Raw genomic sequence first — 13,912 nt, forward strand, 5'->3', positions numbered from 1 at the left:
TACGACTTTCGGAAGGCCGCGACGCATGAACGACATCCAGGCGACCGACATCCCGCGCTCGGGCGACGACGAATCGATTCGCCTGCACGGGGTGCGCGTCCACAACCTGCGGAATATCGACCTGGTGATTCCGCGGGATCGCCTGGTGGTGATCACCGGTCCGAGCGGATCGGGAAAAAGCTCGCTCGCCTTCGACACCTTGCACGCCGAGGGCCGACGCCAGTTCATCGAAAGTCTTTCGGTGCATGCGCGGCAGTTTTTGAACCAGATGGAACGGCCCGACGTCGACCTGATCGAGGGCTTACCGCCGACGATTTCGATCGATCAGCACGCGGGTGCCCGCAATCCTCGCAGCACGGTCGCCACGCTGACCGAAATCTACGACTTCTTGCGATTGCTGTACGCCCGACTGGGCGATGTGCGCTGTTACCGCTGCGGCCGGCCGATTCGCCGCCAAACGCCCGACGAAATCTGCGAAAGCCTTTCGCGGTTGCCGGAGGGAACACGGGTCATGTTGCTGGCTCCGGTCGTCCGCTCGCGACGGGGGACGCACGGCTCGAAGCTGACGGCGATCCGCAAGTGGGGGTTCACTCGGGCCCGAATCGACGGCGAGGTGTACGACCTCGACGATCCGCCTTCGTTGAACAAGGCGGAACGGCACGACATCGAGGCGATCGTCGATCGTTTGGTGATCCGTCCGGGCCTCGAGAAACGGATGAAAGAGTCGATCGCTACGGCACTTCGCTACGGCGACGAGGTACTCATCGCTGCGTGTGAGGTGGAAGACGAGTACGGCGAAAAGGTATGGCGCGACGTGCTTTTCAGTGCGCGGCACGCGTGCCCGGGCTGCAACATCAACTATGAGGAGTTGGAGCCGCGGACGTTCAGCTTCAGCAGTCCGTACGGGGCTTGTCCGTATTGTGAAGGGTTGGGCATCTTCGATCAGTTCGATCCCGAGGCGGTCATCCGTGACGAAAAGCTGTCGTTGGCCGAATCGCCGTTCGTGCCGGCCGGGACCGTCGACAAGTTGCTCCGCGAGCACGCCGAGGATCTCGAACGCTTGATGGCCGCCGGGGGATTCGACGAACACACCCCGCTTTGCGAGCTGGGGCCGAAGGTCCGCAAGGCGCTGTTGTACGGTCATCCGAAATACTTTCCCGGGGTGTTTACCCTGATGCGCAAGGCGTTGGCGACGACGACCAGTCGGCGCACGAAGAAGGCCTTGGAGCAGTTGATCGCCGAGTTGCCGTGTCCCGAGTGCGGCGGCGCCCGACTGAGGGCGGAAGCCCGCTCGGTATACATCGGAGAAAAGACGATCTGCGAGGCCGTGCAGATGACCGTCGGCGAGGCGGTCGCCTTTTTCGGCGGGCTCTCCTTCGGCGATTCGCACGACAAGATCGCCCGACCGATTCTCCGCGAAATCAACGGCCGCTTGGGATTTCTCGATCAGGTCGGTTTGAACTATCTCACGCTCGATCGATCGGCCGACACGCTCTCCGGTGGCGAATTGCAACGCGTGCGGCTGGCGTCGGGGCTTGGTTCGGGACTGGTCGGCGTGTGTTACATTCTCGACGAACCGTCGATCGGCCTGCATCCGCGGGACAACCGGCGGTTGATCGACGCGATTCGCGAGCTGCAACGACGCGGCAATTCGGTCTTGGTCGTCGAACACGACGAAGCCGTCATGCGCGAAGCCGATTGGCTGATCGATCTCGGTCCCGGAGCCGGAGAAGCCGGAGGTCGGATCGTCGCCCAAGGCACCATCGAACAAGTGATGCAGGTCGACGAATCGCCCACCGGCCGCTATCTTGCCGGACGAACGCCCATCCCCGTCCCTGCGAAACGACGGCGGATCGCCAAGAGTCGCTCGCTCACCCTCGAAGGCGTCACGACCAACAACCTGAAAGACGTGACCGTGCTGTTTCCCTTGCAAGCCTTGGTATGCGTGACGGGGGTGAGCGGCGCGGGGAAGAGTTCTCTCGTCGGCGAAACGCTGGTCCGTGCCGTGCGTCGTCGTCTTACCGGCGGCGGCCCCAAACCGGGACCGCATCGGGGCCTGCGTGGCCTGAGCAAGATCGACAAATTGATCGAAATCGATCAATCGCCCATCGGCCGCTCACCGCGCAGCAATCCGGCTACATACACCGGCGTGTTCGATGAAATCCGCAAGGTGTTCGCCGAAACGCGGGACGCCAAGCGGCTTGGGTTTTCGGCGGCGCGATTCAGTTTCAACAGCAAAGGCGGACGCTGCGAAACCTGCCAGGGGCAAGGCCGGCAGAAGATCGAAATGAACTTTCTGCCCGACCTGTACGTTGTTTGTCCCGCGTGCAACGGAAAACGCTTCAACGAGCAGACCTTGCAAGTTCGCTACCGCGATCGGTCGATCGCCGACGTGCTCGACATGTCGATCGACGAGGCCGCCGAGTTTTTCGAGAATTTCGCGGCCGTCAAACGCGTGCTCGACGCCCTACGCGAAGTCGGCCTGGGCTACCTGCGGCTGGGGCAACCGTCGAATACGCTTTCCGGCGGTGAGGCCCAGCGGGTCAAGCTGGCGAATGAACTCAGCCGCGTCGATACCGGGAAGACGCTCTACGTCCTCGATGAGCCGACGACCGGCCTGCACTTCGACGACATCAGCAAACTGCTGGACGTGTTGAATCGGCTCGTCGATCGCGGCAACACGGTGATCGTCGTCGAGCATCATTTGGATGTGCTCAAGACGGCCGATTGGATCATCGACCTGGGGCCCGAAGGGGGAGACGGGGGCGGATACGTCGTCGTCGAAGGACGTCCCGAAGATATCGCCCGGCTGGAAGACAATCACACCGGCCGCTTCCTTCGCAGTGTGCTGAACGTCTCTTGATGCCCGGCCGACCGGGGCGCGGTGTTCATCCTGTGGTTTGCCTCGCGACAAGCCTGCGCAGGCGGCGGGCGCGCGGTACAATATCGGCCGCCCGAGGGACCACGCCGTCCGAACGAAGCAACACGGTAGGGAAACGGTGTCAATACAGCGAAATCGCGGCACGCGAAAACTGATCGTCGGTTGCGACGAGGCCGGTTACGGTCCCACGTTGGGACCGCTGGTGATCGCCGCCACCGCCTGGGAAACCTCGTCCGATACGACCGGTGCCGACTTGTACCGGCTCTTGGCGTCGGCCGTTTCGGACCATGCTTCGGCAAACGCCGATCGCGGGTTAGAGGCAACCGATCCGGGCCGACTCATCGTCGCCGATTCGAAACGCGTCTATCGTCCCGGCGGTACGATCGCCGGATTGGAACGGGCCGTGTCGGGCTTGACCGCCTGCTTGGGACTTGAACCGAACACGCGGAACGATCTGTTTCGCGTTCTGGACCCCGCGGTGAACGGCGAGCTGACATCGGTGCCGTGGTATCACGACGATCGTCCGCTTCCCGCGTGCATCGAACCCGAGACGGTCGCCGTCGCCGCAGAAACGTTGCGCCGCACCTGCGACCAAGCGGGAATTCGCCCGGCGGGCGTGCGGGCACAGATCGTACCGGCGATTCGCTTCAACCGCCTGCTCTCACAATACGGCAGCAAAGGCGCACTGCTTTCGCACACGACGCTTGCCGCGGTCATCGCATTGATCGAACAGACCGCAAGCGACGACATCGACCGGATCGAAATCGCCTGCGACCGGCACGGCGGCCGCAAGCATTACGCGGGCATCACGGCCGAATGTTTCGAAACGGCCTTGGTCCGTGTGATCGAAGAACGCCGGGATTGCAGCCGCTATTCGTTCGAGTGGCGCGGCCGGTCGATCGAGATCGCCTTTCGCACCGGCGGCGAGTCGCTGCTTCCGGCGGCGTGGGCCTCGATGATCGCGAAATACGTGCGGGAACTGGCGATGGAGGCTTTCAACTGCTTCTGGCGGAAACACGTCGATACGGCACCGACGGCCGGGTATCCGCAAGATGCGAAGCGCTTTCTGGCCGCGATCGAACCGGCCCGGCGGCGGTTGGGGATCGATCCGGCGATTCTCCGGCGGGCGAAGTGAAAAGGTGCCTACAAACACGCGGCCCATTGTCGACCGTCGACAATGGGCCCGGTGCGATACCGACGATCAAGGGGATCAGAACATCAACGGCGCGGCACGCTCGGCCGGACGCCCAACGCCTGGTTCGGTTGCGATTGCGGGTTGTTCACCGTCTTCGCCCAGGTGTGATCGGGCAAATACGGTTGGAACGGATCTCGCTTGAAGATCTGGAAGAAGTCGTTCCGGTTGATCTTGGGATTTTCGATCTGGAACACGACCCGCTGCTGCGTGCTGGGTTGCGCCGACGGATAAAAAACCTGTAAAGCGAACAAGTCCATCGTGGGGTACTTCAAGATGATGTGCGCCCGGCTGAAGTTCGCCGCCTCGCGTTGATGACGCGGCAGGGCCTCGATCCAGATTTCGTCTTTCACGTTGGCCGGAGTGATCAGCCGCATGAAATAGCGGCGTTTGAGCGATTCGGCCTCGGCCCCGAACAAGAACGGCAGCGGTCCCTCGGTGATCGACTTGCCTTGCAATTCGGGCGGCAAAGGCGTCTCGACGATTTGCTTCGTCTCGTAGCGGTACTCGTAGACCGATTTGCCGTCGCACACCCAGCGTTCGGGGTGCGGTGAATCTTCATACCGATCGCCGACGGCCTCTTTGTCGACCAAGAACAGCCCCTTGTCGGGAGCCGAGTACATCACCTTGCCCCGGCAAATGCGTTTGGGCGCATTCTGCGGCCCGTTGACGGGGTCGAACTCCCAGCGGGTGAATTCGCATTCGAAGTTTTGGATTTGCTTGCTGCGTTGTTCCCAGGCGGCCAGCACACGATCGAGCTGGGCCTGTTCGTAGGGCGTCAATTGAAACGGCGGCGGCAAGAGGGCGTCTTCCTGCGGCGCCGGACCCGTGCGTCGCTCCAGCCGCGGATCGTTCGGCACGACCGGCTGGTTCGGGGCGGGAACGGCACCGGGCTGTCCGGCATAGCCGGGACGACCGTAGGCTTGGTTTCCTTGCGGCGGATACGGGGCCTGGGCCCACCCCGTGGCGGCACAAGCGAACCACAATACTCCTACACACACACACGACATCCGGGCGAATCGCCGCATCGGTTCCTCCTTGATCGTGCGTCGGTTCATGGACGTTCGGAGCACGCGGGCGGCACTCCGGCGCGCAATCGCGGCAAGACGTCCGCATTCTAACACGTTCCGCCCGATTCACCGATAGCGGTTTGGCCGTTCGGCACCACCCGGCGTGCCCTCCCGCGGCAAATCCGGTCATTGCAAGAGCGAGGCCGATTGTGCCGCAACCTCGTCGGATCGGTCGAGGATCGTCTTCGCCGGGATGCTCGTCACGCGTGCCGCAGCTTGAAAAAACGCGGCGCGGTTCTCGGGTGATTGCTTCACACCGATTCAGGGGGCGGCTTGCGGAACCGCCTCGGCAATGCGAATCGCCCGCCATTCGAGCCACGCACCGTCGTCTTCGGAAACGACGACCAGCTTCACGTCGACCGGCTTTCCCGCGTATTCCGCAAGCGGCAGGGTGAGCGGATCGGGATAGTTTCCGCCGCCGTGTTCGGGCGTGGTGAAGGTCGTCTTGTGTTCGTCGTTCACGAACACTTCGATTTTCGAGTACCGCACCTTGGGATGGCGGCACACATAGATTTCGAGGTTGCCTCCGGCTGCGGGTACGGCAAGCGTGCGGCGAAGTTCCAACGGCCCGCGACCGTGACGCACGACGATCCGCCACGCCGGGTTGCGGTCGTCGGTCGTGTCGAAGTAGTTTTCCAGTCGCAATTCGGCGGTTTCGGGCGAGGCGACGATCGTCCAGCCGTCCCAAGCGGGAACGGCGTCAGGGCGAAAGCGTTCGGCCTGTAGTGCTTGGGACGTGCCGTCGAGATAGACGATCGGTTCGAGCCAGTCGAAGATATCGCGGATATTGCCCGGATCGGCGCCCGGCGGCGCCCCCGGCGGTTCGGGATCGACCGCCAGTTCGAGCACGCCTTCTCCCGGAATCGGCAGCCTGCCGGTATCGACTTTTGAATGGGAACCGACGAGCACGTCGGCGGTGAACAGCGTGCGAAAGGCGGTTTCGCCCGCGGGCCGGAACTTCACCGACGCGGCGACGCAACCGCCGTCACCCGCCGATCGGTCGAGGGCCCCGGTGATGCGGAACGCGGTTGCTTCCGGCGGCAAGGGAAACGTCAGCCGACTGCCCGACAACACGCCGAATCCCCAGGCGAAGGGCCGTTCGGGCGTTTCCAGGCTTCCCCCGGCAATGTTGGCATTTACGCGAAATCCCCACGGACTACCCAACAACGGCAATTCAGAGAACTCGGGCACGAGCCGCCACAAGGGAACTTCGTCGACCGCAAAGAACCGGCGCATTCGAATGCGCCGATGCGAAACCCAAAGTGCCTGGAGACTCCATTCGGGTTGCACGAGAAAGTACCAGTTGTCGGGTTTTCCCCCGTCACCGAACGCCTGCGGCTGCATCCGCAACAGCGAAGTCGTCAAGCGGGCGCCTTCGTCGGTTTCGAGTTCGACGATGCGCCGTGACGTATCGTCGGCTCCTGCCGTGAGTAGACACCGACGACGGTACAAGCCCTGCATGCCGCCGAAGTCCTGTGAGTCGGGCAGATGAAGCTCGGCGACGTCCAACCACGGCATGTCGAGGATGCCCTCGTCTCGCAGGATGCGCACGCTGCCGGGCGTAATGCGGACGGCGCGAAACGTGAACACGCGCCCGTCAACAGTGAACAACGAACCCGGCCGGTAGCGATCCGTGACGCGCTTCCACACGATCCGGCGGACATGGTCGGTCGCCACCCGCAACCGCGGCCGGGAGCGGCCGTCCGGCGGATCGACGTGTGCATACGGTGTCACTTCCAGCCAGGCGGGCAAAAAGTCGTCCCCCGACTGTTGGGCCGGAAACGACGCAACCACGCGGCCCGGCAGGCGATCCCCCCCGTGAAACTCAACGAACGTTTCGGGAATCGCGGGCTTCGACAACGTGGTGTCGAGTATCCATCGCACGGGACGTTCGGCATCGAACAGGGGACGCCCGTCGGCCGAGGGAACGGCTTCTTCCCTGCCCCAATCGGCGACTTCGTCGACCGACGAGGTCGTCCCGTCGGTCCATAAAACGAGGTAACGCTTCGCGGCCGGGGGCGGTGTCGTCATCGTCTCGGCCAGCCGTAATGCCTCTTTCGAGGGTAAATGGCGTCCCATCGCCAGGTAGACCGCCCGCAGGTAATCGCGTGTGCCCGGCGACAATGTCCCCACGCCGGGCCGATCGCCCAACCGCAGGTCGTCGGCGATCAAGCTCATGACCAAGACGTTTTCGGCGTCGATGTACGGCTCGGCGGCCAAGGGCTTTTCAGCTTTCTCGATCGCCGCGGGCAATCGCTCGGGAGGAAACATGATCGTGTTCGGATCGTCCACGTCGACGGCCCCGAGAAAGTGGGCCAACCGATGGACGAGGTACCGCAATTGCATCTGCCCGTCGAAACCGGGTTGCGTGTCGGGAATCAGAATATGCGTATTCAGTGGATTCGACACGGGATGGGCAAGATCGGCAGGCCCGCTCAGCTTCCATTGACTGCTGACGCCGACGACCAATCGCGCGTCGTCGTGGGCGGTGTGGTCGCGGAAGTCGCGTTCCAGTTCCTCCGGGTCGGCAATCGCGTCGTTCGATTCCCACGTATCGACCGCGACCACCTCGAATCGCGTGCCGGTATACCATTCGAGAAATCGGGACGCCCCCGCGAATTGGGCCTTCAAGCGTGCTTCCCAGGCGTTGCGCACGGCGGGTTGTTCGTCGTCGACGAGTAGTTTGATGGGAATGACGACTGCCGGCGGCGGGGCCTCCCTCGCACCTGCGTGCAGCCACATGCTGGGTTGAATGCCCAAGAATCGCTGCGGCACGACGGCGAACCGACCGTTGCGCATTTGAAGGCGGTAGAGGCGGTTCGGTTCGAGCGGCTGCTCGAGGCGATCCTGCCCATAGACGGCCGAAAACGGCACGATTCCCGGGACGGCCAGGCGAACCGGTCGATCGGGAACGAGTGAAAACGATTTCGTTTCGCCCCACAACGGTCCGATCGAGACGGCAACCGGTGCATCCAAGTCGCTGACCAGGACGACGAACTCGGCTCGGGCCGGCGACATCCGGCCGAAAAACAAGCATCCCAGCGCCGTGACGACGAGGGCGGCGTGCCCCCATCGCAAGGCAGAATGGGGCTCGCGATGACGACCGGAACTCGAACGATTCACCAACATCGGCGCTCTTCTCACATTCCAGGATTCAATTCCGAAAAAGGCCGCGGCCGACATTCCATCATAATCGCCGGGCGTCGGAAGAAAGGGATTTCCTCGGCGGCCTCCGGGGTCGCTTCTTTCGCCGGGCAGACAAACTACGGCACATAGGCAGTGTCGGCAAGATCGGTCAAATGCGATTGACCGCAGCGGCCGCTTGCACGAAGATGATGGAATCCATTTCTGCCGGAACGCGCGTGCGGCTTCCGGCGGATGGTCCGACAACCATTCACGGCACTTCGGTGAGGCGAATCGATCGGATGACTCGCAAGGCGTTGATTACCGGAATCACGGGCCAGGACGGTTCCTACCTGGCCGAGTTCCTATTGGAAAAAGGATACGAAGTCCACGGGATGGTTCGTCGCGCCAGCACCGAGGGCTTCGAACGGATCAACCATCTGGCCGACCGGATCGTCCTTCACCAGGCCGACCTGTTGGACCAACTGTCGATCGTGCGGCTGATCGACGAGGTGCGTCCGCACGAGGTGTACAACCTCGCCGCCATGAGCTTCGTGCCCACCAGTTGGGAGCAACCGCTTTTGACCGGCGAATTTACCGCCTTGGGCGTCACCCGCATGCTCGAGGCGATTCGCCACGTCGATTCGAGCATCCGCTTTTATCAGGCCAGTTCGAGCGAGATGTTCGGTGCCGTCCAGGAAGAACCGCAAGACGAATCGACCCGCTTTTGGCCGCGCAGTCCCTACGGCGTGGCCAAGGTGTACGGACACTGGATCACGGTCAACTATCGCGAGAGCTTCGGCATCTTTGCGTGCTCGGGCATTCTGTTCAATCACGAGTCGCCCCGCCGCGGCAAAGAATTCGTCACCCGCAAGGTGTCGTACGGCGTTGCCCGCATCAAACTTGGGCTGCAAGACGAACTGCGATTGGGGAACCTCGACGCAATGCGGGATTGGGGCTACGCGGGCGACTACGTGCGGGCCATGTGGATGATGCTCCAGCAAGAGAAGCCCGACGATTTTGTCGTCGCCACCGGCGAGAAGCATTCGGTGCGCGAGCTGGTCGAGCTGGCCTTCGATCACGTGGGCTTGGATTGGAAACAATACGTGAAGATCGACCCGGCGCTGATTCGTCCGGCCGAGGTGTGTACTCTACGGGGGAACGCGGCCAAGGCCCGCCGTGTGCTGGGCTGGGAACCGAAAGTGACCTTCCCCGAACTCGTTCGCATGATGGTCGATGCCGACCTGGAACGGGTACGACGTGAAATGGCCGAACCGGGCGATCCGCCGTAACGCGAAAAGCGGCTTTTTGAGGCGTCGGACCTACCGCGGCGAAATGACCGCCTTTCGGCCCAAACCGCAGCCCCACACAACGGATGGTTTTCGGTGAACAAAGCGAAGAAACACATATTTACGTTTTTGAAGATCGCGGTGTCGGTCGGGCTGATCGGCTACCTGGTGTGGGATGCCGTCCAACGCGGCGAGGGCGTCTTCAGCGACGAAAACGGTTTCAGCTCGCAACGGTTTTTCGCGGTGTTGAACCACGCCGCGACGCATTGGTATTGGCTGGTTACCGCCCTGGCCGCCGCCTTTTGCGCCGTGATGATCACCTTCGTGCGCTGGTGGATGCTGGTGCGGGCGATCGGAATCAAGTTCACCTTCCGCGAGGCGCTGCGGCTTGGGTTCGTCGGCTACCTGTTCAACCTCGCCCCGATGGGGCTGGTGGGCGGCGATCTGGTGAAGGCCGTGTTGCTCGCCCGCGGCCAGCCCGGCAAACGTGCGGAGGCCGTCACCAGCGTGTTCGTCGATCGCGTGTTGGGGCTTTACAGCTTGTTCCTGGTCGCAACCGGCGCCATCTTGCTGACCGGTTTCCTCCATGAAGGAAACGCCCAGGTGCGCACGATTTGTTACGGCGTATTCGGCGTGACCGCAGCGGCGACCGTCGGCTTGTTGTTGGCGTGGTTGCCGGACATGACCGGCGGGCGCAGCCTGAAGGCGATCGGGCGCATCCCGTTGGTCGGCGGAACACTCGTCCGCTTGGTCGAGGCCTTCCGCGTGTACGGCAAGCGACCGGATATCATCTTCGTGTCGATCGCGATGACGCTGGCGGTGCACACGCTTTTCGCCACGAATATTTACTTTGCCGCCAAGGGATTGTTCGACCACGTTCACACTTGGCAACGACATATGGTCATGGCACCGGTGAGCGCGGCGGCGCAAGTGTTGCCCGTCTCGATCGGGCCGGTCGAATTCATGCTCGACTTTATTTACCGCCTGGTTCCTTTGGCCGACGGCCGTGCGGTTCCCGCGGGGCAAGGGTTGGTCGTCGTACTCACCTACCGCGTAATCTCGCTGTGCATCGCCACCGGCGGCATCGGGTATTACCTGGCCGGCCGTTCCGAGTTCGTCGAGGTGATGCACGAACTCGAGGATGAGGATCCGCAGGCCGACGGTGCGGCGGCGACTTAGGCCCCCGAGTCGCAGCGGGTCCGAATGGAGGCGGACGATGAATATCGCCACGATGCGACGGCTCGATCGGTGGTTGGGCGGCGTCGGCTGCCGCGTGCTCACCGCCTGGCGAAAGCTCGTCGATCATCGTTCGCTGCCCGAGGTGCCGTCGCGGATCTTGTTCGTCAAGCCGGCGGAACAAGGGGCCACCGTGCTTGCCGAGCGGGCCGTGGCCGAAGCCGCCCGCCGCGTGGGCCGCGAGAACGTCTTCTTTCTGGTTTTCGCCGAAAATCGGTTCGTGATCGACGCGATGCAGCTCGTGCCGCCGGAAAACGTCCTCACGCTCGATACCCGCGGCCTGCTGCGGTTCGCAGCGAGTGTGTTGCACTTCATGCGCGCGGCGAGGCGACTGAAAATCGACACGGCGATCGATTTGGAGTTCTTCACCCGCGCTTCGGCGATCCTCACGTATCTTTCGGGCGCTCGATCGCGAGTGGGGTTGCATCCGACGGGAGACGAATCGAACTACCGCGGCGACCTGATGACGCATCGGGTGAGTTACAATCCGCGCCTGCACACGTCGCAGATGTACGAAGCGATGGTGCGGGCGTTGGATGTGTCGCCCTCGCGATTGCCCGCCTTCGATTGGACGCCGCCTCCTCCGGAACCGCCTCAAGCGCGCTTCGAACCGGCCGCGCGTCAGACCGAGACGGTGGCCGAGTTGCTCGCCGGCCTGTTTCCCGGTTGGTCGCCGTCTGCCGAGGGAGGCAATCGGCTGGTACTGTTGAACGCCAACGCCAGCGACCTGTTGCCGCTACGGCGTTGGGAGCCCGATCGCTACGTGACCTTGGCAAAGCGGTTGCTGGCTTGGAATGCGCAGCTTCGCGTGGTGTTTACCGGCGGACCTTCCGAGGCCGAAGCCGGAAAACACCTGGCGGATGCCGTCGACGATCCGCGATGTGCTTCGGCCGCGGGCAAAACGTCGTTGGACGACCTGCTGACCCTCTATCACTTTGCCGACGTCCTCGTGACCAACGACAGCGGTCCGGCACATTTCGCCTGCCTGACGCCCGTCGACGTCGTCGTCTTGTTCGGTCCCGAAACGCCCAAGTTGTTCGGGGCGGTCGGTCCGCGGGTTCACATCCTGTACGCCAAGACGGCATGCAGCCCGTGCGTGAACGCGTACAATCACCGCACGACCCGATGCCGCCTGCCGGTGTGCATGGAGCGGATTACGGTCGACGCGGTGTTCGATGCGGTCGTCGCCGCGCTCGATCGCCGGATGCACGGCTGATCGCCCGTCGCGAGCCTTTGCCGCGACCCGAGCCCGTCGTTGGGTGTCAACCGGCGTTCTTTGCAGCCGCTCGCTTGACTTCAGGACGCGGCGGAAAGAACTGCGGTTCAGTCTTGACCGGCTTGCGGAGCCGCTCCGGCGCACGATCGACTTTCTCGGCGATGTCGTACCACATCTTCTCGAGGCGTTGCGCCAGCTCGGGTTTCTCGTCGACCAGATTGTTCAACTCGGTTCGATCGACGGAAAGATCGTACAGTTCCCACGGACCGCCGCGGGCGGAAACCAGCTTCCAATTTCCTTCACGAATTGCCCGGTTGTTCGAAAAGATGAAGTACAGCCAATCGTGTCCTCGCCGGACTTGGCCTTCGAGAATCGGCAACAGCGACAGCCCTTGCAGTGGTTCGACTTCGTGTCCGGCCGCCTGTTCGGGATAGTTTCCGCCCGTCAGATCGCACACCGTGGCCATCACGTCGATGAGATGTGCCGGTTGATGGGTGATGCTGCCCGGCGGCACTTTCAGCCCCTTGGGCCACGATACGATGCACGGCGACGAGATACCGCCTTCGTGCTGGTTTTGTTTGTACCACCGGAAGGGCGTGTTCCCCACATGCGCCCAACCGACATCGTACGTCCAGTACGAGCGCGGATCCCACGGGGCATACTCGCGGCCTCTCGTGCGTTCGAAGGGGCAGGCCCCGTTGTCGGAACAGAAGAGAATGAACGTGTTGTCGTACACGCCCTTTTCTTTCAAATGCGCGACCAACCGGCCGATGTTCTGATCCAACCGATCCACCATGCCGGCAAAGACCGCCATGCGGTCGGATTCCCATCGTTTTTCTTCGTCGGTGAGCAGATCCCAGGCAGGTACCTCGGGGGGACGCGGGCTGAGCTTCCACGGCTTCGCGAACAAACCCATTTCGAGTTGCCGCCGATACCGTGCCTCGCGGATCACGTCCCAGCCGGCGTCGTATCGGCCGCGATACTTTTCGACACATTCTTTGGGGGCTTGCAATGGATAATGCGGCGCGTTGTAGGCGATATACCCCAAGAACGGTTTGCCTTCGGCCAACGCCTCGTCGATGAAGCGGATCGCGTAATCGGTATTTGCGTCGGTGGTGTAGAAGTCGTCGCCGAAATCGTCGAACTTCTCGCCGTTCAACCGAAACGTGTTGTCGCCGATGAAGTAGTTCGTCGCACCGCTGAGATGACCGAAGTAACGTTGGAATCCGCGATCGGTCGGCTCGTGGTTCAAGTGCCACTTGCCCGCCATCAGGGTGAAATATCCGGCATCGCGGGCGACTTCGGCGAAGATGGCGGCACGGGAAAGTTCGACGTCGCCCGCCTGCATGCAGTACAACCCCGTCAAGATCGACACCCGCGACGAATGGCACTTGGCCGTGTTGTAGAACTGTGTGAACCGAAGCCCCTCGGCGGCCAGCTTATCGAGGTTCGGGGTTTCGATCTCGCTGCCGTAGCATCCCAGGTCGGAGAACCCCAGGTCGTCGGCAAGGATGATCAGCACGTTGGGCCGATCAGGCGCCGCGGCTCGGGCCGGAGCGGCGACCAGCAACGCGGCCAAGGCGAGAAGCCCCCCCGCCCACGGGAGGCAACTGAACCGGCACTTCGATGGGGTCTCCACGGCGTTGCGATGGTCGGGATTTTTTCGGGCGATCATGACCGTCCCCTCATTGGTGGGTGGTGAACATACACAGGCAGGCATATACAGTCGAAACCGGAGACATCGGCGGCTTCGTTTCTTTATCGCCGCAACCGGTCGAATCGCACGCCGAAGCCGGTGTTCCGGGACACAACTTACGCTGCAATGGTGCCTTACGGCGATTTGTCGGATTGACGATACGCGTTGAGCCTGCCGTCATGCGTGCGCCCCCGGCACATTTGACGTTG

General features: G+C 62.7%; 8 protein-coding genes. 5 read left to right on the forward strand and 3 right to left on the reverse strand.

The window, feature by feature from the left end; translation table 11 throughout:
* The first annotated feature begins 25 nt into the window (after window positions 1-25).
* Window positions 26-2,863 carry an excinuclease ABC subunit UvrA gene (gene uvrA, locus ACYQ2I_RS02285; RefSeq protein WP_460165369.1) on the forward strand — a complete coding sequence of 946 codons (2,838 nt, stop codon included), beginning with the start codon at window positions 26-28 and terminating at the stop codon, window positions 2,861-2,863.
* A 136-nt stretch (window positions 2,864-2,999) separates the two neighbouring features.
* Window positions 3,000-4,016: a hypothetical protein gene (locus ACYQ2I_RS02290; RefSeq protein ID WP_460165370.1), complete on the forward strand. Its 1,017-nt coding sequence runs from the start codon at window positions 3,000-3,002 to the stop codon at window positions 4,014-4,016.
* 83 nt (window positions 4,017-4,099) lie between these two features.
* Here the strand turns inward: ACYQ2I_RS02290 and ACYQ2I_RS02295 are convergent, their stop codons facing one another.
* Both ACYQ2I_RS02295 and ACYQ2I_RS02300 read right to left on the reverse strand, forming a co-directional pair.
* Window positions 4,100-5,131 carry a TIGR03009 domain-containing protein gene (locus ACYQ2I_RS02295; RefSeq protein ID WP_460165371.1) on the reverse strand — a complete coding sequence of 344 codons (1,032 nt, stop codon included), beginning with the start codon at window positions 5,129-5,131 and terminating at the stop codon, window positions 4,100-4,102.
* Between the two features lie 273 nt (window positions 5,132-5,404).
* Complete coding sequence (locus ACYQ2I_RS02300) at window positions 5,405-8,272, reverse strand: hypothetical protein (protein WP_460165372.1); 2,868 nt, start codon at window positions 8,270-8,272, stop codon at window positions 5,405-5,407.
* 296 nt (window positions 8,273-8,568) lie between these two features.
* On the opposite strand from ACYQ2I_RS02300, the gene gmd reads away from it, so the two are divergent.
* The 3 genes from gmd to ACYQ2I_RS02315 all read left to right on the forward strand — a co-directional run bounded on the left by gmd (window position 8,569) and on the right by ACYQ2I_RS02315 (window position 12,007).
* Window positions 8,569-9,558: a GDP-mannose 4,6-dehydratase gene (gmd, locus tag ACYQ2I_RS02305; protein ID WP_460165373.1), complete on the forward strand. Its 990-nt coding sequence runs from the start codon at window positions 8,569-8,571 to the stop codon at window positions 9,556-9,558.
* Window positions 9,559-9,651: 93 nt separating this feature from the next.
* Complete coding sequence (locus ACYQ2I_RS02310) at window positions 9,652-10,734, forward strand: lysylphosphatidylglycerol synthase transmembrane domain-containing protein (protein ID WP_460165374.1); 1,083 nt, start codon at window positions 9,652-9,654, stop codon at window positions 10,732-10,734.
* 37 nt (window positions 10,735-10,771) lie between these two features.
* Window positions 10,772-12,007: a glycosyltransferase family 9 protein gene (locus tag ACYQ2I_RS02315; protein WP_460165375.1), complete on the forward strand. Its 1,236-nt coding sequence runs from the start codon at window positions 10,772-10,774 to the stop codon at window positions 12,005-12,007.
* 46 nt (window positions 12,008-12,053) lie between these two features.
* Here ACYQ2I_RS02315 and ACYQ2I_RS02320 read toward each other — a convergent pair whose 3' ends face one another.
* Window positions 12,054-13,682, reverse strand: coding sequence for an arylsulfatase (locus ACYQ2I_RS02320; protein ID WP_460165376.1), 1,629 nt, complete (start codon window positions 13,680-13,682; stop codon window positions 12,054-12,056).
* Between the last annotated feature and the right edge of the window lie 230 nt (window positions 13,683-13,912).

This window comes from Thermostilla marina, from assembly GCF_054657455.1.